This is a genomic window from Holdemania massiliensis AP2, from assembly GCF_000327285.1.
GTDB classification, from domain to species: domain Bacteria; phylum Bacillota_I; class Bacilli_A; order Erysipelotrichales; family Erysipelotrichaceae; genus Holdemania; species Holdemania massiliensis.
On record NZ_HE998570.1, the window covers coordinates 250,349 to 276,323 of the forward strand.

Annotated in this window: 20 protein-coding genes; 19 read left to right on the plus strand and 1 reads right to left on the minus strand. The window is 48.4% G+C overall.

Annotated features, from left to right (window positions below; translation table 11 throughout):
• Window positions 1-98: 98 nt before the first annotated feature.
• The 12 genes from BN162_RS15345 to BN162_RS15400 all read left to right on the plus strand — a co-directional run bounded on the left by BN162_RS15345 (window position 99) and on the right by BN162_RS15400 (window position 16,398).
• Window positions 99-725: a signal peptidase I gene (locus BN162_RS15345; protein ID WP_020226014.1), complete on the plus strand. Its 627-nt coding sequence runs from the start codon at window positions 99-101 to the stop codon at window positions 723-725.
• A gap of 137 nt (window positions 726-862) precedes the next feature.
• Entirely contained in the window at window positions 863-1,489 is a 627-nt protein-coding gene (locus BN162_RS15350) for a hypothetical protein (RefSeq protein ID WP_020226015.1), read from the plus strand.
• A gap of 132 nt (window positions 1,490-1,621) precedes the next feature.
• Window positions 1,622-3,106 (plus strand): carboxypeptidase-like regulatory domain-containing protein, encoded by a 1,485-nt coding sequence (locus BN162_RS15355; RefSeq protein WP_020226017.1) that lies wholly within the window; start codon window positions 1,622-1,624, stop codon window positions 3,104-3,106.
• Window positions 3,103-3,600: a signal peptidase I gene (locus BN162_RS18140; protein ID WP_020226018.1), complete on the plus strand. Its 498-nt coding sequence runs from the start codon at window positions 3,103-3,105 to the stop codon at window positions 3,598-3,600. The genes BN162_RS15355 and BN162_RS18140 overlap by 4 nt, the downstream gene beginning before the upstream one ends.
• A gap of 4 nt (window positions 3,601-3,604) precedes the next feature.
• A complete protein-coding gene (locus BN162_RS18145) occupies window positions 3,605-4,162 on the plus strand; it encodes a hypothetical protein (protein ID WP_020226019.1) in 558 nt (185 codons plus the stop codon).
• Between the two features lie 14 nt (window positions 4,163-4,176).
• Window positions 4,177-4,911 carry a hypothetical protein gene (locus tag BN162_RS15370; protein WP_020226020.1) on the plus strand — a complete coding sequence of 245 codons (735 nt, stop codon included), beginning with the start codon at window positions 4,177-4,179 and terminating at the stop codon, window positions 4,909-4,911.
• A 41-nt stretch (window positions 4,912-4,952) separates the two neighbouring features.
• Window positions 4,953-11,240: a hypothetical protein gene (locus BN162_RS15375; protein ID WP_020226021.1), complete on the plus strand. Its 6,288-nt coding sequence runs from the start codon at window positions 4,953-4,955 to the stop codon at window positions 11,238-11,240.
• Between the two features lie 295 nt (window positions 11,241-11,535).
• Window positions 11,536-12,540, plus strand: a complete 1,005-nt coding sequence (locus BN162_RS15380) for a hypothetical protein (RefSeq protein WP_020226023.1) — start codon at window positions 11,536-11,538, stop codon at window positions 12,538-12,540.
• A 413-nt stretch (window positions 12,541-12,953) separates the two neighbouring features.
• A complete protein-coding gene (locus BN162_RS15385; RefSeq protein ID WP_020226024.1) occupies window positions 12,954-13,184 on the plus strand; it encodes a FeoA family protein in 231 nt (76 codons plus the stop codon).
• Complete coding sequence (gene feoB / locus BN162_RS15390) at window positions 13,181-15,175, plus strand: ferrous iron transport protein B (protein WP_020226025.1); 1,995 nt, start codon at window positions 13,181-13,183, stop codon at window positions 15,173-15,175. The genes BN162_RS15385 and feoB overlap by 4 nt, the downstream gene beginning before the upstream one ends.
• Window positions 15,176-15,272: 97 nt before the next feature.
• A complete protein-coding gene (locus BN162_RS18150; protein WP_020226026.1) occupies window positions 15,273-15,941 on the plus strand; it encodes a non-canonical purine NTP pyrophosphatase in 669 nt (222 codons plus the stop codon).
• A gap of 58 nt (window positions 15,942-15,999) precedes the next feature.
• Window positions 16,000-16,398: a metal-dependent transcriptional regulator gene (locus BN162_RS15400; RefSeq protein WP_020226027.1), complete on the plus strand. Its 399-nt coding sequence runs from the start codon at window positions 16,000-16,002 to the stop codon at window positions 16,396-16,398.
• Between the two features lie 177 nt (window positions 16,399-16,575).
• Here BN162_RS15400 and BN162_RS15405 read toward each other — a convergent pair whose 3' ends face one another.
• The gene (locus BN162_RS15405; protein WP_020226028.1) at window positions 16,576-18,027 is read right to left on the minus strand and encodes an FAD-dependent oxidoreductase; all 1,452 of its coding nucleotides are present in this window, start codon (window positions 18,025-18,027) and stop codon (window positions 16,576-16,578) included.
• A gap of 229 nt (window positions 18,028-18,256) precedes the next feature.
• Between BN162_RS15405 and BN162_RS15410 the strand changes: the two genes are divergently transcribed.
• The 7 genes from BN162_RS15410 to BN162_RS15440 all read left to right on the plus strand — a co-directional run bounded on the left by BN162_RS15410 (window position 18,257) and on the right by BN162_RS15440 (window position 25,951).
• Window positions 18,257-19,279, plus strand: coding sequence for a MerR family transcriptional regulator (locus BN162_RS15410; RefSeq protein ID WP_020226029.1), 1,023 nt, complete (start codon window positions 18,257-18,259; stop codon window positions 19,277-19,279).
• 374 nt (window positions 19,280-19,653) lie between these two features.
• The gene (gene rpsL / locus BN162_RS15415) at window positions 19,654-20,073 is read left to right on the plus strand and encodes a 30S ribosomal protein S12 (RefSeq protein WP_040452285.1); all 420 of its coding nucleotides are present in this window, start codon (window positions 19,654-19,656) and stop codon (window positions 20,071-20,073) included.
• Window positions 20,074-20,087: 14 nt separating this feature from the next.
• Complete coding sequence (gene rpsG, locus BN162_RS15420) at window positions 20,088-20,558, plus strand: 30S ribosomal protein S7 (RefSeq protein ID WP_006058545.1); 471 nt, start codon at window positions 20,088-20,090, stop codon at window positions 20,556-20,558.
• 39 nt (window positions 20,559-20,597) lie between these two features.
• Complete coding sequence (fusA, locus tag BN162_RS15425) at window positions 20,598-22,676, plus strand: elongation factor G (protein ID WP_020226031.1); 2,079 nt, start codon at window positions 20,598-20,600, stop codon at window positions 22,674-22,676.
• Window positions 22,677-22,754: 78 nt separating this feature from the next.
• Window positions 22,755-23,939, plus strand: coding sequence for an elongation factor Tu (gene tuf / locus BN162_RS15430; RefSeq protein ID WP_020226032.1), 1,185 nt, complete (start codon window positions 22,755-22,757; stop codon window positions 23,937-23,939).
• A gap of 100 nt (window positions 23,940-24,039) precedes the next feature.
• Entirely contained in the window at window positions 24,040-25,368 is a 1,329-nt protein-coding gene (locus BN162_RS18155; RefSeq protein ID WP_020226033.1) for a helix-turn-helix transcriptional regulator, read from the plus strand.
• 100 nt (window positions 25,369-25,468) lie between these two features.
• Complete coding sequence (locus BN162_RS15440) at window positions 25,469-25,951, plus strand: Sec-independent protein translocase subunit TatA/TatB (RefSeq protein WP_020226034.1); 483 nt, start codon at window positions 25,469-25,471, stop codon at window positions 25,949-25,951.
• Window positions 25,952-25,975: the final 24 nt, after the last annotated feature.

Sequence of the window (25,975 nt, forward strand, 5' to 3'; positions counted from 1 at the left end):
TTATGTAATTAATTCTAGTTATTCGTTCTTAGTTAAGTGATTTTGTTCGGTTTAAATGAAGAAAAAAGCAACAACTAGATTTGATCAGGGGGGATGGCATGAATGAGAAGAAAAAAAGAATTTCATTCCGGAGTATTCTGAATGTTCTTCTTTGCGCTATCTTGATTCCGATTATTCTTATTAATTTAGTCTTGATTCTACGTGGCTATCTGCATCCGGAAGAACTGCCGGGAATCTTTGGGATAAAACCCGCTGTCGTCTTATCGGGCTCCATGGAGCCGACGATTAAAATCGGAGATCTGATTTTGGTTCACAGCGTGGATTCCGCTTCGCTGAAGAAAGGCGATGTGGTTTGCTACTTATATTCAGGGAAGGCGGTTACACACCGAATTCTGGAGATAACCCAAGATGCTGAAGGCCGGATTCAATATGTGACTCAGGGAGATGCCAATAATGTCCGGGATGATCAGGCCGTAAGACCGGAGCAGATTCAGGGGATTTATAAAGGTGAGCGGTTTTCCGGTTTGGGTCAGGCCATCCTGTTTATGCAGTCAACACAGGGAATGGTTTTGTTTATCCTTTGCCCGCTGTTCTTGTTTTTGATCTGGGATCTCTGGCGCCGGCGTCAGCTGGATCAGGCAGAGGCAAAACGAACGGCTGAGCTTGAAGCTGAGCTGGCTGCACTCAAAGCGGAAAAAGAAACTGCAGCCAAGGATCAGCCTTAGTTTATATGTGCCAGCCTGCCAAAACGAGATACAGGCTGTACAGACTCGGAATTTTCCGGGGAGATATAAATTGCTTTTGCGCAATTGAAAGCAAACTTGGAGGGGAAATTTCCCAATAAAGAAAGCGAGGAGCTTGTATGAAGAAAAAAGTTTATGCAGCACGCCTGGGCGTCACCGCCCTCGCTCTAACGTTGGTCACAACCTGTCTTATGGGTTCTACCTTAGCACGTTACGTTACTGAGGTAACCGGTTCAGCCAGTGCAGCCGTGGCTAAGTGGTCATTTAAGGCCAATGATAGCGCTGGAAGCACAGCATTTACTAACATTGATCTAGGAAAGACTGTTGCTTACGATTCAACTACGATTAAAGCGGGGGTGATTGCGCCGGGAACATCCGGTTCGTTTAACATTGTCATCGACGGTACGGACAGCGAAGTTGGAATCGACTATGAAATTAAGTTGGAAGCAGCAACTGATACCACGTTCCCTGATGATATGGTGTTTTCAACAGAAGCGATTACTGAAGCAAAGCCTGGAAAGGGTTTTAGTGAGTTCATAAAAACAGCTATAAAAGGTTCTGTAGATCAGTCAGATGGCGCTGAGGCAATGAAGAAAACAGTCACAATTTATTGGGCTTGGCCTTTGGACGGAGGAGCGGACAAAGACGCTAAAGATACTGCTATGAATGACAAGGATTTGTCAATCGACATCACTGTTACCGGCAAGCAGGCAGCCCCTAAACCAACACCAGCATCAGCAAGCTGATCGCAGGAAAGATGAAGGATTCCTTCAAAAACAAAGACTTTGATATCAAGGGCATTCAGCCCAGGCAATCGGGCGTGGAACAGCCACGCCTTTTGCCGTTGATTGTCCGTTCCTAAGAGGGAGGGGATCGTGATGGAAGCAAAAGCAGTGTTTAAGACTGGTAAAAATGAACAAAAGAACAAAAGAGGCGGACATCTGTGGTTTCTTTTGCTGATTTTTATAGCGTTAGTCACATCCAGTATTCTCGGATTTATTCTGGGCAGACAAACAGGATCCATGCCCTTAGGCCAAATCGTCGATACCATTGTATTGGAACCGGAGGTGCCGGTGTTTCATTTATCTGGTCAGACGTTATATACAGATGGCTCTCCGGCAGCCGGATTGAGGATGCAGCTGCATAGTGAACCGATGGAAACGCAGACCGATTCCACCGGGAACTTTTTGTTTCCAAAAGTTGAACAGGGAGAACATATCATGTCGGTGCTGAGCGCATCCGGTGATGTACTGGCTCAGCGGGAAGTCCAGATTTTACGTCAAAATCAAACCAGTCAAGCCAACGTTAAACTCACTGAAACAGGCAGTTATGTGATTGAACTTTCCGTGGATGTTCGAGTTCTGGAAATTACGATTGAATTGGATCAAGACCGTTTCTTTATTGATCCTAATCTGACTTTCAGCACTTCAGAGGGACTGGTCAGTACGCCGTATGGAACCGCCAATATCAGTCAGGGGACGATTGTTACGCCGCAGGGAAATATTTATCTGACAGACGGCCATGTGATTTTTCCCGGAGGAACACAGGAGGATCCGACTAAAATCCTGCTTCCGGATGATCAGGTGATCATGGATCGTCCATTGTCTAGCGAGGCCTATGACGTGACCCGTGAAGGCGTTGTAACCCTGCCTGATGGAACTGTGATTAAACCAGGAGGACAAATCATAACCAATGAAGGAATACAGGAAAGGCCGGGCGAAACAGGGGTTATTGTCAGTCAACAGACAGTAACGCCAATCGGTTCTTCCCGCGAAGAAGAAACTCAAAAACCTGAGCCAACACCAGAAGTTGGAGATCTGTCAGAACCCTCTGAAGAGATTGGAGTGCAGGAGCCGGAGAAACCAGAAGAAGAAATTAAGCCGACTTTGCCGCCTTATATTGATCCTGGGGAAACCAAAATCTCCGCTTCACAGAAGGATGGAAGCTTCACATCCTGGGACCAGCACCGCACGCTTGACTTATTCTACAACCAGACGACCGGTCGGAATGAAAAGATAGCACCGGGTTCTCAAGGCTATTATTTATTTCAGCTTGAAAATGAGCGTCAGGAAAAACTGATCATCACGTTGACCTTTACAAAGGAAGCAGGCAGTCCTTATCTGCCGTTAGTATTTACGCTGCAGCCTTATCAGAAAACAGGGAATCCAGTTTCCGGAACGTTAACGCAGGATCAGCCGCTGACATTAAAGAGTGAGATGGAAGCAAAGTCTACCATGATTTATCGCTTGGACTGGCAATGGCCGTGGGACAGCGGAATGGATGAGGCGGACACCTTGGCGGGGAAACAGGGAGGAACGTACAAACTGAATTTAGCCCTTCATCTTGAAGGGGTACATGAATGAATCAGGAATGTCCATCCCTCTGGAAAAAAGGGTTTAAGGTTATCATCCTAATACTTCTTTTGACGGCAGGTCTGACGTTGATCAAAACCTATTCGTCCCATTCAAGGATAAAACGATTTGGATATTCTTTTCTCGTTGTGACCTCCGGCAGTATGGAACCGGTGCTTACGCCGGGGGATTTGATTATCGTTCAGGCTCAATCTGAATATCGGGCGGGAGAGATTGTAACGTATCCGGCAGATGGATTTCTGGTTACTCATCGGGTTAAGGAAATCGTGGATGAGAATTTGATTCTGCAGGGAGATGCCAACAATGCCGCTGACGCGAACCCTGTGCCGGCAGAACAGATTTTAGGCAAAGTCATCCTCACCGTACCGTGGCTTGGACACGCTGCGCTTTTCTTAAAAACGCCGGTTGGATTTTTGTGTTTTCTGGTTATCGGGTTCTTGATTGAGTGCGGATTATCCTGGCTGAGTAAAAAAAGAAAGGAGTAAGCGAATGAAAAAGCATTTGACAAAGGCGAGAATCTTCAGTTACGGCTGCTATTTTCTGCTCGCTTGCACTTTAGTCTTAGGCGCAACGTATGCCCGCTTTAATACTGAAATCACAGGCTCTGCTGGGGGGGAAACTGCGGAGGTTCTGATGGATGTCGCCAGCAAGGAAATTACCGATCAGCTGAAAGGGATAACACCAAAGAATCCAGTAATAATTGAATTCTCGGTGGTTAACTTCAAACAAGAAGAGGGTAGCCAAAAGATCAGCGAGGTCGCTCAGGAATATACGGTAACCGTGAAAACAATGGGAAATCTGCCGCTTAACTTTACGTTAAGCGCTGTTGGATCAACGTCAGCGGATTATATAAAAACGTTTCAGGTTTCCCCATCAGATCCGACGCAGTGGATGGGAATTGGCGGCAGGCTGCCAATAGGATATGCAGTTAATCACACGTATCAGTTAAGCGTCAACTGGACCGGGTCCGAGGACTATGAGAAGTATCTGGATGAAATCGACCGAGTCTTGTTGATCATTGAAGCGAAACAAGTTCAGCCACAGTGAAAGGGGACGATGAAATGAAAGCGAAGAAAAAGTTTCCAATCCAAGGCTTTGGGATTGCTTTTTTTAGTCTGCTTCTCATCCTTGGAGTGCTGGCGATCCGAACAACGGCAGGCCGTTATCTGATTCAAAAGCAAAGCAGTCAGGCGGCAGAGCCTCAGAATTTCTTTTTCGCCAGCGACTTGCTTCAGGCAGATTCTGCACTGTATTATATTGATCCGAAGACAAGCTCGTTTGCGATTCAGCTTTATAATTATGAACCGGACAACAGCCTGCGGCATACGACTGCGGATATCCAGTATTCGATTGAAGTGACAGGGGGAACGGCTTCCCCAACAACGGGATTCTTGAGTGGGGAAAAGGCTAGTTTAGTAACATTGAAGATTACCCCAACAGACAAAGAAGCCGTAAAAGTTACAGTCAATGCGGCAGAGCCTTATAAAAAAACACTAAAGGCGCAATTTGTTTTTGCGAAAGGAAATCAATATTCCATCACGGATAATATAGGAAATAAAGCGGCGGTTTTAACCATGATCAGCACAGACAGCGGCGGTAGAATTGAATTAACTCTGCCAGCGGGTATAATCGCGGATCCGACAGACAGCCGTCTGGAAAAAACAAATTCTTCGCTTTATTTTAATTCGCCTGGTTCAGGTATTTATTCACTTGTTTTGTTGAAAAATGACACGAACCATGACTGGACTCGACCAGAAACAGAGTTTGCCAATAAAATAGAAATCAATGAGAAGTGAATTGGATGATTCATTTCATCTGGGCAAAGGAGGGAAACATCATGAAAGAAAAACGAAAGTTGAGTAACTTAAAACATCATGAACATCGTCTTTTAACGATGCTGGTGACCGTCTGTCTGCTTTTGGGAACGATTCAGGGTAAGTCTTCGGTTATCCGTGCCGAAAGTTCAGCCGCAGTATTTCAAATTGGCGATCAGGCGGTAGCCATTTTGGAGAATGGCCGTTTGACCGTGTCCGGCAGCGGAGATACCTATGACTATGAAGCACAGACCAGTCCCTTCCTGCATGACAGAGAAAAGATTCAGTCAATCAGAATTGAAGAAGGAATCACGTATATCGGGGCTTATCTGTTCTATAATTTGGGTCAGGTAAGCGGTATTCTTGAACTGCCTTCGACAATTTTGGGAATGGGGGAAGCGGCGTTTTCAGGCGATAATTTTGAAAATGCTCCAAAGTTTACAGGAATCCGCAATCATTTCGTCAGCGGTGTGATTGAGCAGGAATTCAAGCAGGAGGAAGGCGGGGAACTTCCAGGATCAAAAGGGAATGAAACTCCCCCTTCAGCTTCGCCGGAAGGGCCTGAGCATTCAGAAGGAACGCCGGATTCAGATTTGGATCACAATTCTGCTTCAGAAGAAGCTCCCGCGATGGAGGATGAAGAAACCAATGCGGAAACTGAAACTCCTTTGCTGCCGACACCGTGGCCGGCCGTCAATGAACCGGTCAAAGCGGCGGGCAGTCAGACGGGCATAGTTAAGCTGACGGTTGATCAGGAAGCGGAAAATGAATCCGGATCGATTCCGATTGTGGAACAGCGGATTGCTAATCCATCGACGCTGTTTTACGCCGGTCAGTCGGGGTATGTTGTGTGTTCTCAACAAAACACAACTTTTCTGAAAGCGGCAGAGGACGCGGGATATCAAAGTGCTGAAGAATTCGCTGAAATCAGTCTGGATGATTGTTTGCGGATAACTTTACCGATGACACAAGGACAGATTCAACTCCCGGAATGTCCGGAAACGCTTATGCAGTCCGCAGGGGAAGATCCGCTGTTTAAGCTCTCTTTTCACGGCTGGTCAAAGACAAAACCGGATGATTTGCAAGCCGAAGCGCTCACGGCTTTGACTCCAGGCGAAAGTCTGGACCTTGGTGATGATAAAAGTTTATCACTTTATTCAATATGGAAGCTTGTCCCGCAATATACCCTCTCAGTTCATACGGAATTTTCTAATTCGGCATCTGTTATCTATTCCTTAATTGATTCGCGAACCGGAGAAGAATTTATCGCACCCTCAGGATTCCGTCTGCAGTATCAATGGCAGTATCGCAATCCCAATGAGGAAGTCTGGCGGAATATTGAGAACGCAGACCAAAGTATGTATCAAAGAGAAATTCAGCCTGAGGACAATAAACGTCAATTTCGCTGCGGTATTCAGGCTGTCAGTTTAATGCGGGCTGTTCAACCGGGTGAATTCAAAACGTTGTATTCCGATCCGGCAGCAGGCATAACTGAAAACACGGCAATTTATATTGATCAAACGAATGGAAATGATAACAACACAGGTCTGTCTGATAAGAACGCTGTAGCCACCTTTGAAAAAGCCTTAAGTTTTTTAAAATCCATGGATGAGGGAGGCAGCCTGGAAAACAACACGCTTATCATCATAGGAAAATATAATTTTTCAGTTGATGCTGCTGCTGGAACAACGATTTCGCTTTTGGAAGAAGGAAAACCTGCGACGATCAAAGGGGCAACACCCGAGGCGGCCCTTATCGGCATTGATTCAAACCCTAGCGGGAATGATAATGACTGCGGAATTGAAGTTCTGGCTGATGTAAAAATCGAATCAATTCAGCTTCAATGTTTAAATCACTTTTATGGGAACGGACATAACATCACCTTGGGCGAGGGTGTTTCTAATACAGGATTAAAAAGTTCGATTTATCTTTATGGGGGAGGACGGTCTGTCATTAAAGATTCTGTCGGTGAAATTTCCGTTTCCAGCGGCAACATTGTGAGAATCGTCGGTTATGTCCGCAGCTTCAGCGGAATCAATTTGGAGGCCGGGAATAAACTGTCCAAGATCACGGTAAAGAATAATGCCTCCGTGGGCACAATTGTCGCCGGCGTAGCCAGCGGCGGAGTAAGCAACGGAAATGTTGAGATCAATGTAGAAGGAGGCTCGGTCACCAGCATTCTGGGTGGTAATCAAGGCTTTAATAATACCGCGGCAGCTTATGTGGGCCGCACCAATATCAATATATCCGGAGGAAAAGTAGGTACGGTCTGGGGGGCGGGTACAGGCCGAATTGTCAGTATTCCTACTTTTCAGGGTGCTTTGAATATGAATATTACTGGCGGAAGTGTTGCGGAAATCTATGGCGCCGGCTCTGCGGCATATACAGTAAGCCCAGCGTCAGGTGAAAAAACAAAAGTAACGATCACTGTTGAAAACGCAACAGTGGGTACTATTTATGCTGCGGGAAAAGGTGCGGATTCGGCAATTAAAACAACGGACGCCTATAAGGACTTAACTAAAGATCCTAAAGACTTCGGCAGTTTTACCGGAGAATTTAAAATTGAGGCAGGCTCTGGAGCCCTCATCACAGGGGATATTTACGGCAGCGGAGCAGGCGTCGTCAAAGGCAATACCATTACTTATGAAACGAATGAGAATGCTTACTTTAAGGGTCAGGGAGAAATTTTGATCAATAAGGGGGCTGTTGTCCAAGGCAGCGTCTACGGCGGCGGAAAAGGAGTTGCTGAAAATGGATATGAGAAATGTGCCCGGATTTGCGAGGATTCAAGCGTCAACGTTGTTTTAAACGGCGGCCAGATTCAGGGCAGTATCTTTGGCGGCGGTCAGACTGCGGGAGTTTTAGGATCAACGTCAGTAGAAATTAAAAGTGGCACGGTGATTGGGAATGTTTACGGCGGCGGTAAACAGGGCCTGGTAACGGGGAAGGCGAATGTCACAATCCAGGGCGGAACAATGGAAAGTTCTGTTTATGGCGGCGCCCTGGGTGAAACCGAAAAATTTATGCTTTTAGGAGGCGCGACAGTGAACATGACCGGCGGATGGATTCGAGGGAATCTGTATGGCGGCAGTGAGCTCAGCAATGATGGTAAGGAAGGAAACAAACCAGAAGCAGGTTGGCCGGATATCGTTTTCGTCAATCTTGTCGGCGGAACTGTCAGCGGAAAAGTTTTTGGCGGTGGTTATCGTGGGATCGTGAACGGATCAACTCATCTGCATATCGGCTCCGGGGCAATGGATGAATGTCTGTATTACCAGAATCATTCCGCTGAGAAACCAGCGCTGACTTGTTCGGAACTGGAAGTGCGGGATTCGGTTTACGCGGGCGGTGATTACGGCGGAGCGGACGCCAAAGACTATTCAAAAATTACCGTTCAGGGAACTTCCCATGTGTATATCGACGGGACCGGATATAAAACAGGAAATTCATTGACAGCTCCGGAAATGAAAATTGACGGCGGCGTCTTTGGCAGCGGAGCTTCCTGCGATGCGGGTTCTACGCGGTTAGTTACGCTGAAAAATTATGGCGGGGCAACACGCGGGGAAGGAAGTAACGGTGTTCTTGATGTGTCAAGAACTTTATCTGCGATTCAGCGGGCTGACCGTGTTACTCTAATCAACTCGCATGTTCGCCTGACCGGATTAAGCGATATTGCGAATACCAACCAAACAGCGTTATATTCCCTGAATCGAATTGGCGATCATGGGAAAGTTGCCGAGGACTATGATAATGGACTGGTGCTTCAAGGCGGAAGTACGCTTGTGCTGGAATCCGCAATGATAGAAACCGCAAATTTTAAAAGTATGGATCTTAATGGGAAGAATGCCTTGACTCAGGAAACTTTGAAAGCTTCCCCCAATACAGTAAAATTTGAAACCGGCACTGTGTTTCAAGTGTCGTATGAAGGCTTAAAAGAAACTCTGTATGGCGCCGTAATTGGCTATGCATATATGCAGGCGGCGGAAAAAGCCAGTGTTTATGCTTATGCCCGGCCTAAAATTACTGATGCCAGTTCTATAATGAATAAGGATGACGGCGGATTTGTTGCCGTCACGGAAACCGAACCTATGAAAGAAATCCCTTATCAGAATGTGGAAACAAATTATCGGTATTGGCAGCTTTCTGGAGAAAATGCCAGCGCCGATCGGCAGACTGTATTAACCGCGCAGAAAATAGAGGGAGAGGAAGGTTTTTTAGTCGCGGAAGGCGTCGTTGAACTGCCGCAATTATTGCAGGAATCACACTATAAAATTGAAAGCATCACATTGCCGAATGGCTTGGTGCTGGTACAAGCTGCGATGGATGGGACAAGCAAGTGGATTGATGAAAGTATTAATAAGTCCTCTGGGGAAACTTCTGAAAATATGATCAAGTTAGCTCAAGATACAATGCAAATGAATCCACTGACTTGTTTCGGTTTATTTATGGAGATTGGCGAAGGTTTTGATACAACGGATACATCCAATACGGTTGGTAAAATAATATCCGCAGATTCAATAAAATCAGAGAGTTCTTCTTCCATTGTGGGGCAAACGAGTCCAAGCGCGCAGGCCAATTCCCGGCCGAAATTGAATTTCTATCTAACCTACTATAACCCAGGAATCACTGCGAGTACCGATCTAGGAAAAGTAGAGATTTTATTAGCGGTGGTTGATGGAATAAATAATCATGAAAAGATAGAAATCAGCGTTGATATTCTAACCCAGGCAAATTCGCTGGAAGATCAGACGGTGGACTTGTATGCGACGTCCAATGGCAGTTACACTGGACAGCTGATCATTCCAGCCGGTGCTGACAGAGAGCTGAGTCTGACAAGTGTTGTATCAAAGCCTGAGAATATGGTGCCCAAAGCATCGAACTATACTCAGCATCAATTCTCCGTCGCGATGGTTCCGGCTCCTTCTCAGGGCTGGATGAGCGCTGGATTGATGACAGAGGCTTGTGATTTGAAAGAGGTGTCGAAACCGGTCACGATTGGGAAAACGGATAGTCGTTATCAAGCGGTGATTAATTTCACGTTGGAGAATAACGGACAATTCCAAGCGAAAAATGAATCGGATAAGGTTGAATTAAAGCTGACTGAAGGGACGGGGAAAACGGTTACGATCACGCTGAGAATTCATTGGCAGGAATCAATTGTAAGAAAGATTACAGCCCAGCCGGGCCGGAAATACAATCTTGCTTCATTGAATTCGGCGGCAAACTTAGAAATCAATCGGTACAGTTCACTGACCGTAGAATTTGAGCTGGCAGGCAGTCCTTCGATGAAGGATTTGTGGCTGGAATTCAGAGATGAGAAGGGGAATGCAGCACTGCCCAAAGCAGCCCGGTTGACGTTGATTCACGGATCTGATTATTATGTTTATTCAATAACCGGCAACGAAGCTAAAGGTCAAATTCTGTTATCTGAATTCCGCAGCATTGAAGATAACACAACAATCGAAAGCGGTGTCAGCAAGCCGATCAGGGTTATTGTCGATTTTGATAAAGCGGAAATCTCGGTTGGGGCGTACACGCTGCGTCTGCGGAATTCAACGGGCGCCGATACGCAGTGGTGTACACTGACGGTGAATAATGAAGCAGCGAATATCGCTGAATTCAGTCGAACAGAACCCGATCCTGTCTTTACGAAAGATAAAGTAAACCTGAATTTGGAAGTAACGCCTTCGTCGGATACTCGTTATACGGAGGTCGGCGCCGTGTTCGGCTTAGAGGCCGGTCAGCGCTTTCCTGAAGGAACAGTCTTTACTTATGCTGGGAAGGCCTACTATCCGGCTCAGGATCAGGTTTATATTCCCCTAGGCGCAGGGGGTGATTATTCTATAGAATTGGATACAACTCAGTCTGCGGGATTCACGGAGGGTGAGGTCTCGTTAAATGCAAAAATTTTCCCGATGGGTGAAAATGCGGTGAACAGCAAAGGGGAAAGTTTAGAGCGTTCGCTGGCTATGACTGTGAAAAAAGAGAAGGAAACCGGGCTGAACGTTGAATTGGCGGAAGGCAGCCGGATTTTCAAGGCGGATGAAGGGAGATCTTTCAAGTTCAGCGTAACTTATTTGAGCGACGCGAGTGAAACGGTGGAGGTGATACCGCAAACCAAGACAGCGGAGGGAAACTATGAATTTTCTGCGGACTGGAAAATTGAGCAAGAAGATTCTGCCGATTCTAACAAGAATGGCCGAACTAAAATCATAACAGTAACACCTCCGCAATCCATCCCGGCCGGAACGTATCGGCTGAGATTTAAAGCGGCAGGACAGGAAGTGCCTTACAATCTCATTGCGGAATAAAACAAGTCTGAGAAATTATGTTATCATGCAAAACAGCGGCTGTTCAAAGCGAACAGCCGCTGTTTGTCTGGGATCCAAGCATGCCGCACTCGCGGAAGATTCCCGCTGTTGACTTGGCGGATGATCCTGCTAAAATTTATGATAGAAAAAGAGGAATCAGAATGAAATTAAGCGCGGGACAATATCGAAGAAAAAGGCCGGAGAAAAGGATTGGGCGGCCGCTTCCAGCTGGGAAAGGTCGGTTGTCGGAAGATTTTCCTAAGCAAAAGAGCAGAGATGAGAGGAAGCTTGTTTTATGATCCGCGAAGGGATTTTATTTCCGATCCTGAACGAATCGATTCCGGACTGGCTTTGCGAGTTCGCGCAGACGCCGGCGATGCAGCGGCTAAAGGGAATTGGAATGAACTGCGGTTTGGAGTACACCCGGTTTCCTATTTACCGGCATCTGACAAAGCCGTATTCCCGCTATGAACACAGCATCGGCACGGCCTTAATCATCTGGCATTTTACGCAGGATCTGGCACAAAGCGCGGCAGGATTGTTCCACGATATCAGCACGCCTGTTTTTGCCCATGTGATTGATTTTCTTAATCATGATCATCTCAGGCAGGAATCGACGGAAGGTCCGACCCGGCAGATCATAGAAAAGGATCCCCAGCTGCAGCGTTTGTTAAAAAAGTGGGGCCTGCATCCATCGCAGGTGGCGGATTATCATCAATACCCCATTGCCGATAATGATTCTCCCCAGCTGTCTGCCGACCGGCTGGAATATACGTTGGGCAACGCTATTGCGTTTCAAGCTTATCCGCTTGTCCGATTACAGGCGCTGGTCGATGATCTGGCAGTGTCCGCAGATGAACATGGACAGCCGGAGCTGGTCTTTCGATCCTTTGCCCGGGCTAAAGAATTTGCCCGGCTGGCCTTGATTAATTCGTGGATTTATGTGGCGGATGAGGATCGGTATGCCATGCAGCGGCTGGCGAATTTGATCCGTCAGGCGCTGACGTTGCAAGTTCTTGCCCCGCAGGATCTGATGAGCAGCGAAGCGCAGGTGATTGCCAAGCTGAAAAATGATCCGCAGACGGCTGACGCCTGGGAGGCTTATTGCCAATGGGATCATGTGCGGCGGCATCCGCATCCGGAAAATCAAGCTGACTGGCTGCAGATTCCTGCCAAGCTTCGCTGGATTGACTCGCTAGTGCGGGGCCAAGGCCGGCTCAGTCAAATCGATTCTTTTTATCAAGCGGAAATTGAACAATTTTTGCGGCAGGATCAAACGGTTTGGCTGCGTGCTGATTAAAATGTTTTGAATTTTTGTTGACACAGATGTTAGACTGTGGTAACATGTAACCATAAGTTAGATAATGCTAACTTAAATCGCAGATTCTCCTCTTTTCTGCGAATCCCTGCAAAGTGAACTGCGGTCCCGGTTCTTTATGAAGCATAAAGAATCCGCGGTTGACTCTGAATGATCATCCCAACCTCTATATTTCCTAACTATTTCCCCAAAAATAAAAAACGGATGATCGAAACAGAACTCTCTAACGCTGGCCGCGGAGAGTTCTTTTTTGTTTTTGATCTGTCTTTCCAAGGCAACATGAAAAGTTAAAGTTGCCTTCTGCTAATAAAGTTAGTCATTCTTAACAAAATACGTTGACAAGGCGGGGTACAATGCTAAAATTGTACTGTGTATAGTGAGAAAGAGGGGTTGGCATGACCTTATTTGATTGTCAGGTCGGCGAAAAGGCGGAGGTTCTCGGCGTCAGTGGGGAACGGGCAATCCGCAAACGTTTGATCGATATGGGAATTACCACAGGCACAGTCCTGTTTATCCGAAAAGTAGCGCCGATGGGCGATCCCATTGAAATTCGCTGCCGCGGTTATGAATTGTCGCTGCGCAAAGAGGAAGCGAAAACCATTGAAGTCAGGAGGATTGACCGATGAACTTTAAAGTGGCGCTGGCAGGAAATCCAAACTCCGGGAAAACGACGCTGTTCAACCGATTGACCGGTTCGAAGCAGCATGTTGGCAACTGGCCGGGCGTGACGATTGAAAAAAAAGAAGGTTCTTTCCAGATTGAAGAACATGAGATCACATTGGTGGATCTGCCGGGGATTTACTCGATGTCTGTTTACAGTATGGAGGAAATTGTCGCCCGGGATTTCATTATGGAAGAACATCCGGATTTGATTTTGAACATTGTCGATGGTACGAACATTGAACGGAATCTGTATTTAAGCCTGCAGCTGAAAGAACTGGGCATTCCGATGGTCATCGCGGTCAATATGCTGGATGAGCTGAAAGGCAAAGGCATCACTCTGGATCTAAAACAATTGTCCGCGCTTCTGGATACGCCGGTGGTGGCGATTAGCGCGAAAAACGGCAGCGGCATGGCGGAACTGATTCACGAACTTGTCCACAATACGCACAGTTCTGTTTTGGAATATGATTCGGCAACCGAAGCGATTATAAGACAGATCAGCGTGATTCGCGAAGCCTGTCGGCATGATCATGTGCACGACAAGTTCTATGCGATGAAAATGCTGGAAAATGATGAAGCGATCGTCCGGGATCTGCGGATGTCTGAGGCGCAGCTCAATCAGCTTGAAGGGCTGCAGAAACAGTTCTGCGATCAGCGCGGCCAGCGGGAAATTGATATGGCTGTTGCGGATATGCTCTATTCCCTGATTGAAATGATGATGAAGCAGTGCGTCAAAAAACGGGAAAGTGAAACGTCGGTATCAGATCGGATCGACATGATTGTTACGCATAAATATCTTGGCATTCCCGTCTTCTTTCTGATTTTGTTCTGCATGTTTATCGTGACCTTCGGACCGATCGGCGAAGGGCTAAAGGGCTGGGTTGAAATGGTGATCAACGAGGTGCTGGCTGCGAATCTGTTGGCGGCGCTGGCGTCCATGGCGGTCGCGCCGTGGGCTTTGGATCTGGTCAATACCGTTATCGGCGGGGTTGGCAGCGTCCTGTCATTCATGCCTCAGATCATGCTTCTGTTTTTATTTTTGTCGGTATTGGAGGACAGCGGCTACATGTCGCGGGCCGCCTTTCTGATGGATGGCATGCTGCGGAAAATCGGATTGAACGGCAAGGCGTTTATCCCGATGCTGATGGGCTTTGGCTGTACAGTGCCGGCGGTCATGGCTTCGCGGGTTCTGGAGCATGAACAGGATCGTAAAATGACGATTCTGCTGATTCCGTTTATGTCCTGCGGCGCCAAGCTGCCGGTCTACGCGCTGTTTGCCGGGATCTTCTTTCCCGCGCATTCCGGTATCGCGATCTTCAGCATGTACGTGCTGGGGATTCTGGTTGCGGTCGGCTGCGGCTTTCTGCTGCGGCATACGGTTTTTAAAGACAATGAATCCACGTTTATTCTGGAACTGCCGCCGTATCGGATTCCTTCGTTTCAGGTCACGATGAACCACATGTGGCAGAAAGCCAAGGGCTTTTTGATCAAAGCCGGAACGATCATCTTCTCCATGACCGTGCTGCTGTGGGTACTCACCAATTTCAGCTTTGCATTGCAGATGGTGGATGATCCGACGGCGAGCATTTTGGGGCTGATCGGCCGGTTCATTGCCCCGCTGTTCATCCCGCTGGGTTTTGGCCACTGGCAGTCGGCAATCGCTTTGATCTCCGGGCTGATCGCGAAGGAAAGCGTTGTGTCCTCGATGGCCGTGATGTATAACGTCGGCAACGTTTCTCAATTGGCGACGGTGCTGACCCAAGTCTTTACCCCGGCTTCCGCGATTGCCTTTATGACCTTTGTTCTGCTTTATGCCCCATGCGTTGCCGCCATTTCGGCGATTCACTCCGAAGCGGGAAGCTGGAAATACACGCTGAAGTCGATGGGGTTTCAGATCGGCGTGGCCTACTGCGTGTCGTTTGTCGTCTATCATGTCGTTTCCCTGCTGATATAAAACAGGGAAAAAAGATCGCTGGGTTGGCAGCTGCTGAGTCAGCGGACAAACAGATAAAATGGAAAGATTCTGCCCGTTTTATCAAAAAGGAGCTCGGATGAAAACAATTTGTTATGCAACGCATAATGCGAATAAAATTGAAGAAATGCAGCGCTGGCTGGCGGATTATGCGGTGCGGGTAGTCGGACCGGATACGTTTAATGTCCCGCTGATTGTGGAGGAAACCGCGGACAGTCCCTGCGGCAATGCATTGTTGAAAGCACGCGTTGGTTTTGCGCAGACCCACATGGCCTGCATCGGTCAGGATTCGGCCTTTCAGTTTCTTGATCTGGATCCTCAGGATCCGGATCAGCCAGGTTTGTATGTTCGGCGGAAAGACGGCGTGCATGAGATGAGTGATGATGAAATGCTGACGCATTATCAGCGCCTTGCCCATCGCCATGGCGGAAGACTGATGGCGGCTTATCTGGATGGCTGGGCGGTTGTTGATGAAACCGGACAGGAAGCGGTGTTTCAGCTGACAGATCCAAAGCTGATTCGAGCCGGCGGATTCTGGCTGTGTGAGAGCGCTCATCCTGTCCGTCATCCCGGCTGGCCTTTGGACAGCCTCAGTCTTGACCCGGAAACCGATCTTTACTTTACCGAGGAACGGCCTGATGAAAGACAAAGCAGCTCAACACGCAGCCAGGCACGAAAAGAGGGGCTGCGGCAAACGGTGGAGTTTCTTGCCCGATCTTTAAAATTGCGGCGAAAGAAAGCGGTTTAGTTGTCCAAGTTCAAAGGATTTGTTATAATAAACTGCAGAAAGCGAGGACAGGATCATTATGGAAAGAATGAATGAATCATCAGAAAATTATCTGGAAAGCATATTGATTCTGGAACAGCGCAACCCGAGCGTCAGAATGAGCGATATCGCCGCCATGCTTCATGTCAGCAAGCCCAGCGTCAATAAGGCCATGGGTGTCTTGAAGGATGCCGGATACATTCATCAGGAAGTTTACGGTACGATCCACTTAACCGAATCCGGCCGGCATTATGCCCAGAAAGTTTACAGCCGGCACGTCTTGTTTAAACGATTTCTGATGGAGGTGCTTGAGATCGACGAACAGACAGCAGAGGAAGATGCCTGCCATATGGAGCACTGTGTCAGTGATGCCACGATGGACAAACTGCGGATCTTTCTAACCGAGGCTCTGGAACGCAGTGATCAGAAACAAAAGTAAAAATACAGGAACCAGTCAGGCGGCGCTATAGGCCGCTTTTCTGTTGGAAAAAAGTTCTGACAGTTTGTGAATGACTGGAGTCGTTGCCGGAAGTTTGCGGACATAATAAAACGCCGTCTCCAATTAGTCAGAAACGGCGTGATCGCAGGGGTGCGATTCTTTTATATCGGTTATAACTTAGTTTGCGGATTGAATCTGTGAAGCCGCATGCTGAGCAGCGATCCGACCAAAGGTGATCGCGTTGGAGATGGTGTAGCCATTGGAATTGGTAACGGTGGTCACTTCACCGGCGGCATATAAGCCTTCGATAACGCTGCCGTCAATGCGTGTTGCCTGAGCATTGGCGTTTTTGGTGATGCCGCCATGACAAACGCTGGAGAAGAAGGTCGTCTTTAACGCATAGAACGGACCTGTGGAAATCGGGAACCAGAACTGGGCTGTCCGGTTGTAATCTTCATCTTCCATTTTAGCCGCAAAGGAATTCCAGCGGTCTACTGTTGCTTTTAACGCTTCCGCATCCATTCCGGTCTTCTGCGCCAGCTCATCCAGGGTATCCGCAACCACGATTCCTTCGTGATCTTTGGCTGCATCTGCGATCTGCATCATCTGCAGAGAAGCTTCATCCGCAAGACTCCAGAAATAATCCACACCGGTTCTTCCATAAAGCTCAACGACATCATCTTTAATTTCCTGATTCCAGGTCTGCGCCGTTCTCTTCTCATCCATGAAGCGGCGGCCATCCTGTCCGACAAAAATCGTAAACATGTACGGGAACTGACTTGTGCTGTTTTCCACTTCGCGCAGATAGACCTGAATCTGATCCAGATTTTGGACGCCGGCTCCGATGGCCGAAGCCATGACCAGGCCGTCACCGCTTTGATAGCTCAGATTGGAAGTCTGGAAATAACGATTTGGTTCAGCAGCGCTGGCCATCAGCTCAGCGTTTGCGCTGTACCCGCCGGTGGCTAAAAGCGTTGCCTTGGCTTTGATCCGGATTGTTTTTCCGTTTTCATCCACACATTCAGCGCCGATCACCTTGCCGTTTTCAGTGATGAGCGAGGTTGCTTTGGTATTCTTGCGGACTTCGATGGAGCGATCCGCAATGGCTTTTTCAAAAGGTTCTCTGAGACCTGAACCTTCCCCTTCAACCAAATGAATCGTCTGCAGCGTTCCATATCCGTCTTTGACGATCACTTCCGGCTGGAACTGAACGCCTAAGGTGCCGATCATCCAGTCGATCGTTTTGCCTGCGCTTTCGATGGTCAGACGGGTTAATTCATCGTTCAGGATATAATGCTTTTCACGCTGCTGCTCGGCAATCACCTCTTCGATATCGACGTGCAGATCCAGAGCTTTGGTGATTTCAGTTTCAACGCCGCCGAAGATGCCGCCGGAATACACGGCCGCACCGCCCAGCATACCGGTCTTTTCAACGATCATGATTTTTTCAATTCCCTGATCAGCCGCTTCAACCGCGCTGGCAATGCCCGCGGCCCCTCCGCCGACGATCAGATAATCGACCTCTGCATCAAAATTCGTGGTGGTTGTTGTCTGGGGCGCAGGGGCTGCCGTACATCCGCCTAACAGCAGCGCTGCCAGAAGGGGTAAGAAGATCCGTTTCATTTTCATCTCTTTTTTCCTCTCTTCGCTCATGCCGCACCTTACGGCGCAATGAGCCTTTCTTCTTGATTTCAGAATACAACATCCGTCACAAGGACAGTCAACCCCGCTTTTTCTTTGCCTTTTTTCTGTTTTTTAGCCCCGGAAAAAAGATTTTCTGAACATTTAATTATTAATTTCACAAATTATCTTGCAAAATCTGTCCTGTAAGGGTATGCTTTGGCTGAGGTGAATTTCGATGCGTGTTCATGAAGTCTGCAAGAAAACCGGGTTAAGCCGTAAAGCGGTACATTTTTATATCCAGGAAGGTCTGATCTCTCCGGCTAAAAATGAAAATGGCTACTATGACTTAAACGAATCTGATCTGAAAACGCTGGAAATTATTCAGCGGCTGCGGCAGTTGGATCTTCCCATTGAAGTCATTCATGAAGCGTTTCGCTATCCGATCTCGCTGAATTTCTTTCTTCATCGTCATGTTTATCAGAGAAAACAGAAAATCAATGAAATGGCTGCTCAGCTGGAAGTAATTCGTTATCTGCTGGAAACCATCCCCTGCAATGCCACGCCGGAGTTTCTGCTGAAACTGCCGCATCAGCATTTTGACACGCTGCCGCAGATCCGACTGGCTGATTCCATGGACGTGGTTTCGGATGCGCGCATGATTGCCATTTTATTGCTGGCGCCGTTTTTGGATATTGAAGTTGATCCGTACCGGCAGTTTCTCTGGGATCGGATTTCTTCTGAACTCAAGCTGCACTTCAAAGAGAACCTGAAGTATTTGCAGAGGCTGATTTACCACCTCAGCGCTCAGGAAATTCAACAGTCGACGGAAGCTCAATATGCGTTGTTTCTTCGTTTATCCCAAGGCGAATCTCTGGATCCGTTTGAAACAGAACTTCTGAACCAGTGCCGCCGTTTAAGTCATGACGAGCATCTACAATCGATCTGGATCTTGTTGTATGAGTTTATCCTGCGTCCGAATTTGGAATTTTATCAAAGCGCCATTCTGGGCTTAATGATGGAATTCAGCGATCGTTTCACGCTTTGCATGCAGCGTCTGGAAGCAATTCTGCTGCGTGTTCAGAACAATCCGGAGCATCTTCCGCTTATTCAGGAGCTGAAAGAAGCGCTGCAGGGAAAATTCCAGCTGGGACAGGGCTTGAATTCCGATTTATTCCTTGTTTATACCTTTAGCTGCAGCCTGTTTTCTTCCTGCGCACAGCAGCAGCTGCAGGACTGGCTGAAACCGCCGCTCTTTTGAAGCGTGATTCTAAGATAATAGAAATGTATTTGCTATTTAAATAAGGAATACCGCAAAAGCTGCGGTCTGAGCAGAGCGGTAAAAATCCGGAGGCTGAAAGAATAAATAATAGAACTTGGGGCATACCTAAAGCGCTGAACTTCTGCGGAAACCGCAAAATGCAACGCCTGTAACGGTGGATTGTCCTTGAATTTAAAAAGAAATGGAAAAAAACGAAAAAGTCTGTGCTTTTCTCGTTGACAATTCTTCGTTTATCCGCTAGAATTAACCTCGCTTAGCTACGAATAAGGGTTTCCTATGCGGAAACTTATATTTATGCCAAGGAATGGCACGCTTGGAAGTGTGTGCTTGAAAAGATCGAAAGGAGAAAAACCATGCCAACGATTAATCAGTTAGTCCGCAAGGGCCGTGAGAACAAGGTTTGGAAATCGAAGTCCCCGGCTTTAAACAGAGGTTACAACAGCCTGCAGCGTCAGGCCACCAACATTGCATCGCCACAGAAGAGAGGCGTCTGCACCCGTGTCGGAACCATGACACCGAAAAAGCCGAACTCGGCTCTGCGTAAATACGCGCGTGTTCGTCTCAGCAACGGAATGGAAGTTACAGCTTATATCCCAGGAATCGGTCACAACCTGCAGGAGCACAGTGTTGTTCTGATCCGCGGCGGCCGTGTTAAGGACCTCCCAGGTGTCCGTTATCACATCATCCGCGGAACTCTGGACTGCGCCGGCGTTGCCAACCGGAATCAGAGCCGTTCTCTGTACGGGGCAAAGAAGCCGAAAGCTAAGAAATAAGGAGGGAATAACACATGCCAAGAAAAGGTTATATTGCGAAGAGAGATGTATTGGTCGATCCAATTTACAATTCTAAACTGGTCACTCGCCTGATCAACAAGCTGATGCTGGACGGCAAGAAAAATGTCGCTCAGGATATCCTGTATAACGCTTTCGATATCGTCGAAGCGAAGACAGGCCGTCAGCCGATGGAAGTTTTTGAACAGGCTCTGTCCAACATCATGCCGCTGCTGGAACTGAAAGTTCGCCGTGTCGGCGGTGCCAACTACCAGGTACCAATCGAAGTTTCTTCTGAAAGAAGACTGACGCTGGGTCTGCGTTGGCTGGTTAACTACAGCCGTCTGCGCCATGAAAAGACCATGGAACAGCGCCTGGCTGCGGAAATTATGGATGCGGCCAACGGCACTGGGGCTTCCGTCAAGAAGAAGGAAGATACCCACAAGATGGCCGAAGCCAACAAGGCCTTCGCTCATTACCGCTGGTAAGCGGCTGCAGAATCTGCAGAGTTACGAAAGGAGAAATTTATGGCTCGTGAATTTTCGCTAGAAAATACCCGTAATATCGGAATCATGGCTCACATTGATGCTGGCAAAACCACCACAACGGAACGTATCCTTTATTACACCGGAAAAACTCATAAATTGGGAGAAACCCATGACGGCGCCTCTCAGATGGACTGGATGGCGCAGGAACAGGAACGTGGCATCACGATCACTTCCGCGGCTACAACCGCTTCTTGGAAAGGTCACCGCATCAACATCATCGATACTCCGGGTCACGTTGACTTCACCGTTGAAGTTGAACGTTCCCTGCGTGTTCTGGATGGCGCGGTTACAGTTCTGGACGCGAAAGCCGGCGTTGAACCGCAGACGGAAACCGTTTGGCGTCAGGCAACGACCTACAAGGTTCCGCGTATTGTCTTCTGTAATAAAATGGATGCGACCGGCGCAGACTTCATGATGTCTGTCCGCAGCATCGGCGATCGTTTAGGCGCGAAAGCGGCGGCGATCCAGCTGCCGATCGGCGCGGAAAACACATTCCGCGGCATCATCGACCTGCTGGAAATGCATGCGATCTTCTATGCGGATGATCTGGGAACCAAGATGGAAATCAAGGAAATCCCGGCTGATATGCTGGATCAGGCGCAGCAGCTGCGGGCTGAATTAATCGAGAAAGCCGCTGATTACGATGATGAACTGATGATGAAGGTATTGGAAGGCGAAGAGCCGACGATTCCTGAAATCAAGGCAGCGATCCGTAAGGGAGTCTGCTCCTCGGAATTCTTCCCGGTTCTGTGCGGTTCCGCGTACAAGAACAAAGGCGTACAGCTGATGCTGGATGCCGTTATTGATTACCTGCCTTCTCCGCTGGATATTCCGGCGATTCAGGGTCATCTGGAAGATGGAACGCAGGAAGCTCGTCACGCTGACGATAAAGAACCCTTCTCAGCGCTGGCCTTCAAAGTTGCGACGGACCCGTTTGTCGGCCGTCTGACTTACTTCCGGGTTTACTCGGGGATGGCCAATGCCGGTTCTTATGTCTTAAACGCAACTAAGGATACCCGTGAACGTTTCGGCCGTATCGTTCAGATGCATGCCAATCACCGTGCGGAAATCACGGAAGTGTATGCGGGCGATATCGCGGCGGCGGTTGGCTTAAAAGCCACGACGACCGGCGATACGCTGTGCGATGAAAAAGCGCCGATCATTCTGGAATCCATGGTGTTCCCGGAACCGGTTATTCAGATGTCCGTTGAACCGAAGACCAAGGCTGACTCCGACAAGATGGGCTTAGCGTTAGCGAAGCTGGCGGAAGAAGATCCGACGTTCAAAACGTATACGGATGAAGAAACCGGCCAGACGATCATCGCGGGTATGGGTGAACTTCACCTCGATATCATCGTTGACCGGATGCGCCGTGAATTCAAGGTAGACTGCAACGTCGGCGCGCCGCAGGTTGCTTACCGTGAAACAATCCGTCAGGAAGCTGAATGTGAAGGTAAGTTTGTCCGTCAGTCCGGCGGCCGCGGCCAGTATGGTCACGTTTGGATCCGCTTTGCACCAAATGAAGAAGGCAAAGGCTTTGAATTTGTCGACGGTGTTGTCGGCGGTACCGTTCCGCGCGAATACATCAAACCGACTCAGGAAGGCTTAGAAGCAGCCCTGAACAATGGTTTGGTTGCCGGCTATCCGGTAGTCGATATCAAGGCTACACTGTTTGACGGTTCTTACCATGAAGTCGACTCGTCTGAAATGGCGTTTAAGATTGCGGCTTCGATGGCCTTAAAAGAAGCGGCTAAGAAATGTAAGCCGGTTCTGCTGGAACCGATCATGTCGGTTGAAGTCACAGCACCAAACGAATATCTCGGCAGCGTTATGGGTGATATCACCAAGCGCCGCGGTCAGATCCGCGATCAGGAAGAACGGGCTAACGCTATCGTTGTCCGGGCTTTTGTACCGCTGTCTGAAATGTTCGGTTATTCCACGGACCTGCGTTCATTTACTCAGGGCCGCGGCAACTATGTAATGCAGATGGACCACTATTCAGAAGTTCCGAAGAGCATTGCTGAAAAAATCGCCAAGAAAAACGCTTCCGCTGAGTAATCTGACCTTGATTTCTTCGGACGTTTATCTTAAAATAGACTTGGCTAATTGAATGGAAAATTAGGAGGAATTTGCAAAATGGCAAAAGCAAAATTTGACAGATCTAAAGAGCATGTCAATATCGGTACCATCGGTCACGTTGACCATGGTAAAACTACACTGACAGCCGCTATTACAAACCACCTGGCTAAGAACGGTATGGCTGAAGCTAAGGCTTACGACCAGATCGATGGTGCGCCGGAAGAGAAGCAGCGCGGTATTACAATCAACACTGCACACGTTGAATACCAGACGGCAACTCGCCACTATGCTCACGTTGACTGCCCGGGCCACGCTGACTACATCAAGAACATGATCACAGGTGCAGCTCAGATGGACGGCGCGATCTTGGTTGTTGCGGCAACTGACGGACCGATGCCTCAGACACGTGAACACATCCTGCTGGCTCGCCAGGTAGGCGTTCCTGCAATCGTTGTATTCCTGAACAAGTGCGACATGGTCGATGATGAAGAACTGATCGACCTGGTTGAAATGGAAGTTCGCGAACTGCTGAGCGAATATGGCTTTGATGGCGAAAACGCTCCGGTTATCCGCGGTTCCGCTCTGAAGGCTCTGGAAGGCGATCCGGCTTGGGAAGGCAAGATCGACGAACTGATGGATGCAGTTGACAGCTATGTTCCAACTCCGGAACGTGACGCTGACAAGCCGTTCCTGATGGCTGTTGAAGACGTCTTCACAATCACAGGCCGTGGTACTGTTGCGACAGGCCGTGTTGAACGTGGTATCCTGAAGCTGGGCGAAGAAGTTGAAATCGTTGGTATCCACGATTCCAAGAAAACGGTTGTTACAGGTATCGAAATGTTCCGTAAACTGCTGGACTTCGCTGAAGCTGGCGATAACATCGGTGCGCTGCTGCGTGGTGTTAACCGTGATGAAGTACAGCGTGGACAGGTTCTGGCGAAGCCGGGAAGTGTTCATCCGCATACTGAATTCAAGGCTCAGGTTTACGTTCTGACCAAAGAAGAAGGCGGACGTCATACACCGTTCGTTTCCAACTACCGTCCTCAGTTCTACTTCCGTACAACGGACGTAACGGGCGTCATCAAACTGCCGGAAGGCGTTGAAATGTGCATGCCTGGCGACAACGTTGAAATGACCGTTGAACTGATCGCTCCGATCGCTGTTGAACAGGGAACAAAGTTCTCTATTCGTGAAGGCGGCCGTACAGTTGGTTCTGGAAACGTTATCGAAATCATTAAATAAGTTGAGTGATTCGTTAAAAATCCTGAAAAAGAGATCCGTGAGGATCTCTTTTTGCGTTTGTCAAACGCCGATGGTATAATAAAAAACAGGAGAATTTGGCATGAATACAACCCGACACGATTACATTAGCTCATATGTTCTGCAGTTTCATCAGACAGCATTGCGTCATTCTGGGACAGCGCTGACGCTTGTCGCGGTACTTCAGGGGCAGGCTCAGGTCAAGCGGTTCAGCCGGCTGACGGAAATGAATGCCGGCGATGTTTTTTTTGTCAATGCCGGTGAGGTGTGGGCCATGACATCGCGGGAAGGCTGCGTGGCCTTGTGTGTGGATGTGGAAACGGCGCTTCTGCCGCTGGTGAGCTATCCTTACGCGGATCGGATTCAGCTGGTGGATTCCCTGGTGGATCCGGAAGAAACCCGGGAAGTTTCGCTGGTTTACCGCGACTGTATCTTTTTGAAAGACGTGCTTGAAAGCTATCGGCTGTTCAATCAGGAGGGACTGGCCGGTCAGCGTCAGCTGATGGAAGAAAAGCTGGGACTGACTTTGGTGATGGAGTATAATGTACAGAATGAAATCAATCGTCAGTTCCGATCTGTCAGTGAGGATAAATTCGTCCGCTATTATCGGATCATTGATTATATTCAGACGCATTTGGATGCCAAGCTGACGCTGCAGCAGGCGGCTGAGGCTGAAAAAATGCAGAAGAGCTATTTTGCCCAGCTGTGGAAACAAAATGACAACATGACTTTTCTGGAATGCGTCAGCCGTTACCGGCTGCGGGAAGCGGAACGGCGGCTGTTGTTTACAGCGGCCAGCAACGGAGAAATCTGCAAGGCCTGCGGGTTTTCTGATTCCAAATACTTTTACCGCAATTTCCAACAGGAATTCGGGATGACGCCGAGTCAATGGAAAAGTCTGTGGACAAAATCCCGCATCCCGGATGAGCGGATCCTGCCTCCGGCAGAGGGGCAGCGCTATGTTGCGGCGCAGCAGTGCCAGCTGGATTATGTCAAAACCGATACCCGCCTTTATCAGCAATATCTGTGGCTGCGGGATCAGCCTGCTTTAAAAGCTTCGTCCTCGCTCGAACTCAAGCTGGATTTGTATCATCCGGACAACGTGCTGATGCTGGGGCAGCAGCGAGTATTAACCTGGTACGGCTTTGATCTGTTAATGAATCTGGTTCGTCAGCGGCAGCTGAGCGTAACGCTGCAGATTCGGATGGATTGCCTGCAGGAAGAGCAGGATCAACAGGAATTTGAAGAACTCATCGCTCAGGTTTATGCTCGTCTGGGAACCCGTGTCACGAAAAACTGGAAATTTGAGCTGCATAGCCGCCAGCCGCAGGAGCTTAGGGAAGCGGAAAAGTTATGCGGGTGGCTGCGGAAGAAGCTGCCTGCCTGCAAAGTGATTTGCGTGCTTGCTTAAGTAGTCAATATATCAAAAAATAAAATGATTAAAATATAAATATTCGCTATACAAATGCGGAATGACTTGTTATAATAATCTCACAAAGGAGAAACGGGGTATGAAGATAGGAATTACCGAGATCATTGTGATCTGTGTGATCGCGTTGGTGGTTCTGGGACCGGAGAAGCTTCCGATCTACGCTAAAAAGCTGGGTGCATCGCTGAAAGAAGTCAAAAAAGTGACGGGCGATCTGTCCAAGGACATCCGCGAGAATATCGTCGAGCCGCTCGACGAAGCCAGTGCGCCGCTGAAAGAAGCGATTGAACCAATCGTTTCACTGAAAGAGGACGTCAATAAGTCGATTGACGACGTCACCAAGTCGTTTAAGTCAATTGGCAAGCCGGCAAAGAAGGAAGAACCGAAGCCGGAAGTGATTGAGGCGGAAGTCAGTGAAGCTGCGGTAGAAGCAGAAACGGAAGTTTTGGCGCAGACAGAGGAAACAGAAACACCGTCGCTGGCGGAAACCTACACGGGCCGCAAGGCGCCGCGCCGTTCACGTCCAACGGCAAAAACTACAGGACGCCGCACGCATAATGCGTAATGAATAAAATCAGGAGGGAAAACT

Bases quoted from the DNA above. Each gene is read 5' to 3' on its own strand.
- BN162_RS18145 (WP_020226019.1), top strand. From the start codon at position 3,605: ATGAAAAAGCATTTGACAAAGGCGAGAATCTTCAGTTACGGCTGCTAT.
- BN162_RS18150 (WP_020226026.1), top strand. From the start codon at position 15,273: ATGAAAACAATTTGTTATGCAACGCATAATGCGAATAAAATTGAAGAA.
- BN162_RS15400 (WP_020226027.1), top strand. From the start codon at position 16,000: ATGGAAAGAATGAATGAATCATCAGAAAATTATCTGGAAAGCATATTG.
- BN162_RS15375 (WP_020226021.1), top strand. From the start codon at position 4,953: ATGAAAGAAAAACGAAAGTTGAGTAACTTAAAACATCATGAACATCGT.
- rpsL (WP_040452285.1), top strand. From the start codon at position 19,654: ATGCCAACGATTAATCAGTTAGTCCGCAAGGGCCGTGAGAACAAGGTT.
- BN162_RS15355 (WP_020226017.1), top strand. From the start codon at position 1,622: ATGGAAGCAAAAGCAGTGTTTAAGACTGGTAAAAATGAACAAAAGAAC.
- BN162_RS18140 (WP_020226018.1), top strand. From the start codon at position 3,103: ATGAATCAGGAATGTCCATCCCTCTGGAAAAAAGGGTTTAAGGTTATC.
- BN162_RS15385 (WP_020226024.1), top strand. From the start codon at position 12,954: ATGACCTTATTTGATTGTCAGGTCGGCGAAAAGGCGGAGGTTCTCGGC.
- BN162_RS15410 (WP_020226029.1), top strand. From the start codon at position 18,257: ATGCGTGTTCATGAAGTCTGCAAGAAAACCGGGTTAAGCCGTAAAGCG.
- BN162_RS15370 (WP_020226020.1), top strand. From the start codon at position 4,177: ATGAAAGCGAAGAAAAAGTTTCCAATCCAAGGCTTTGGGATTGCTTTT.
- feoB (WP_020226025.1), top strand. From the start codon at position 13,181: ATGAACTTTAAAGTGGCGCTGGCAGGAAATCCAAACTCCGGGAAAACG.
- BN162_RS15440 (WP_020226034.1), top strand. From the start codon at position 25,469: ATGAAGATAGGAATTACCGAGATCATTGTGATCTGTGTGATCGCGTTG.
- BN162_RS15345 (WP_020226014.1), top strand. From the start codon at position 99: ATGAATGAGAAGAAAAAAAGAATTTCATTCCGGAGTATTCTGAATGTT.
- fusA (WP_020226031.1), top strand. From the start codon at position 20,598: ATGGCTCGTGAATTTTCGCTAGAAAATACCCGTAATATCGGAATCATG.
- BN162_RS15350 (WP_020226015.1), top strand. From the start codon at position 863: ATGAAGAAAAAAGTTTATGCAGCACGCCTGGGCGTCACCGCCCTCGCT.
- tuf (WP_020226032.1), top strand. From the start codon at position 22,755: ATGGCAAAAGCAAAATTTGACAGATCTAAAGAGCATGTCAATATCGGT.
- BN162_RS15380 (WP_020226023.1), top strand. From the start codon at position 11,536: ATGATCCGCGAAGGGATTTTATTTCCGATCCTGAACGAATCGATTCCG.
- BN162_RS15405 (WP_020226028.1), bottom strand. From the start codon at position 18,027: ATGAAAATGAAACGGATCTTCTTACCCCTTCTGGCAGCGCTGCTGTTA.
- rpsG (WP_006058545.1), top strand. From the start codon at position 20,088: ATGCCAAGAAAAGGTTATATTGCGAAGAGAGATGTATTGGTCGATCCA.
- BN162_RS18155 (WP_020226033.1), top strand. From the start codon at position 24,040: ATGAATACAACCCGACACGATTACATTAGCTCATATGTTCTGCAGTTT.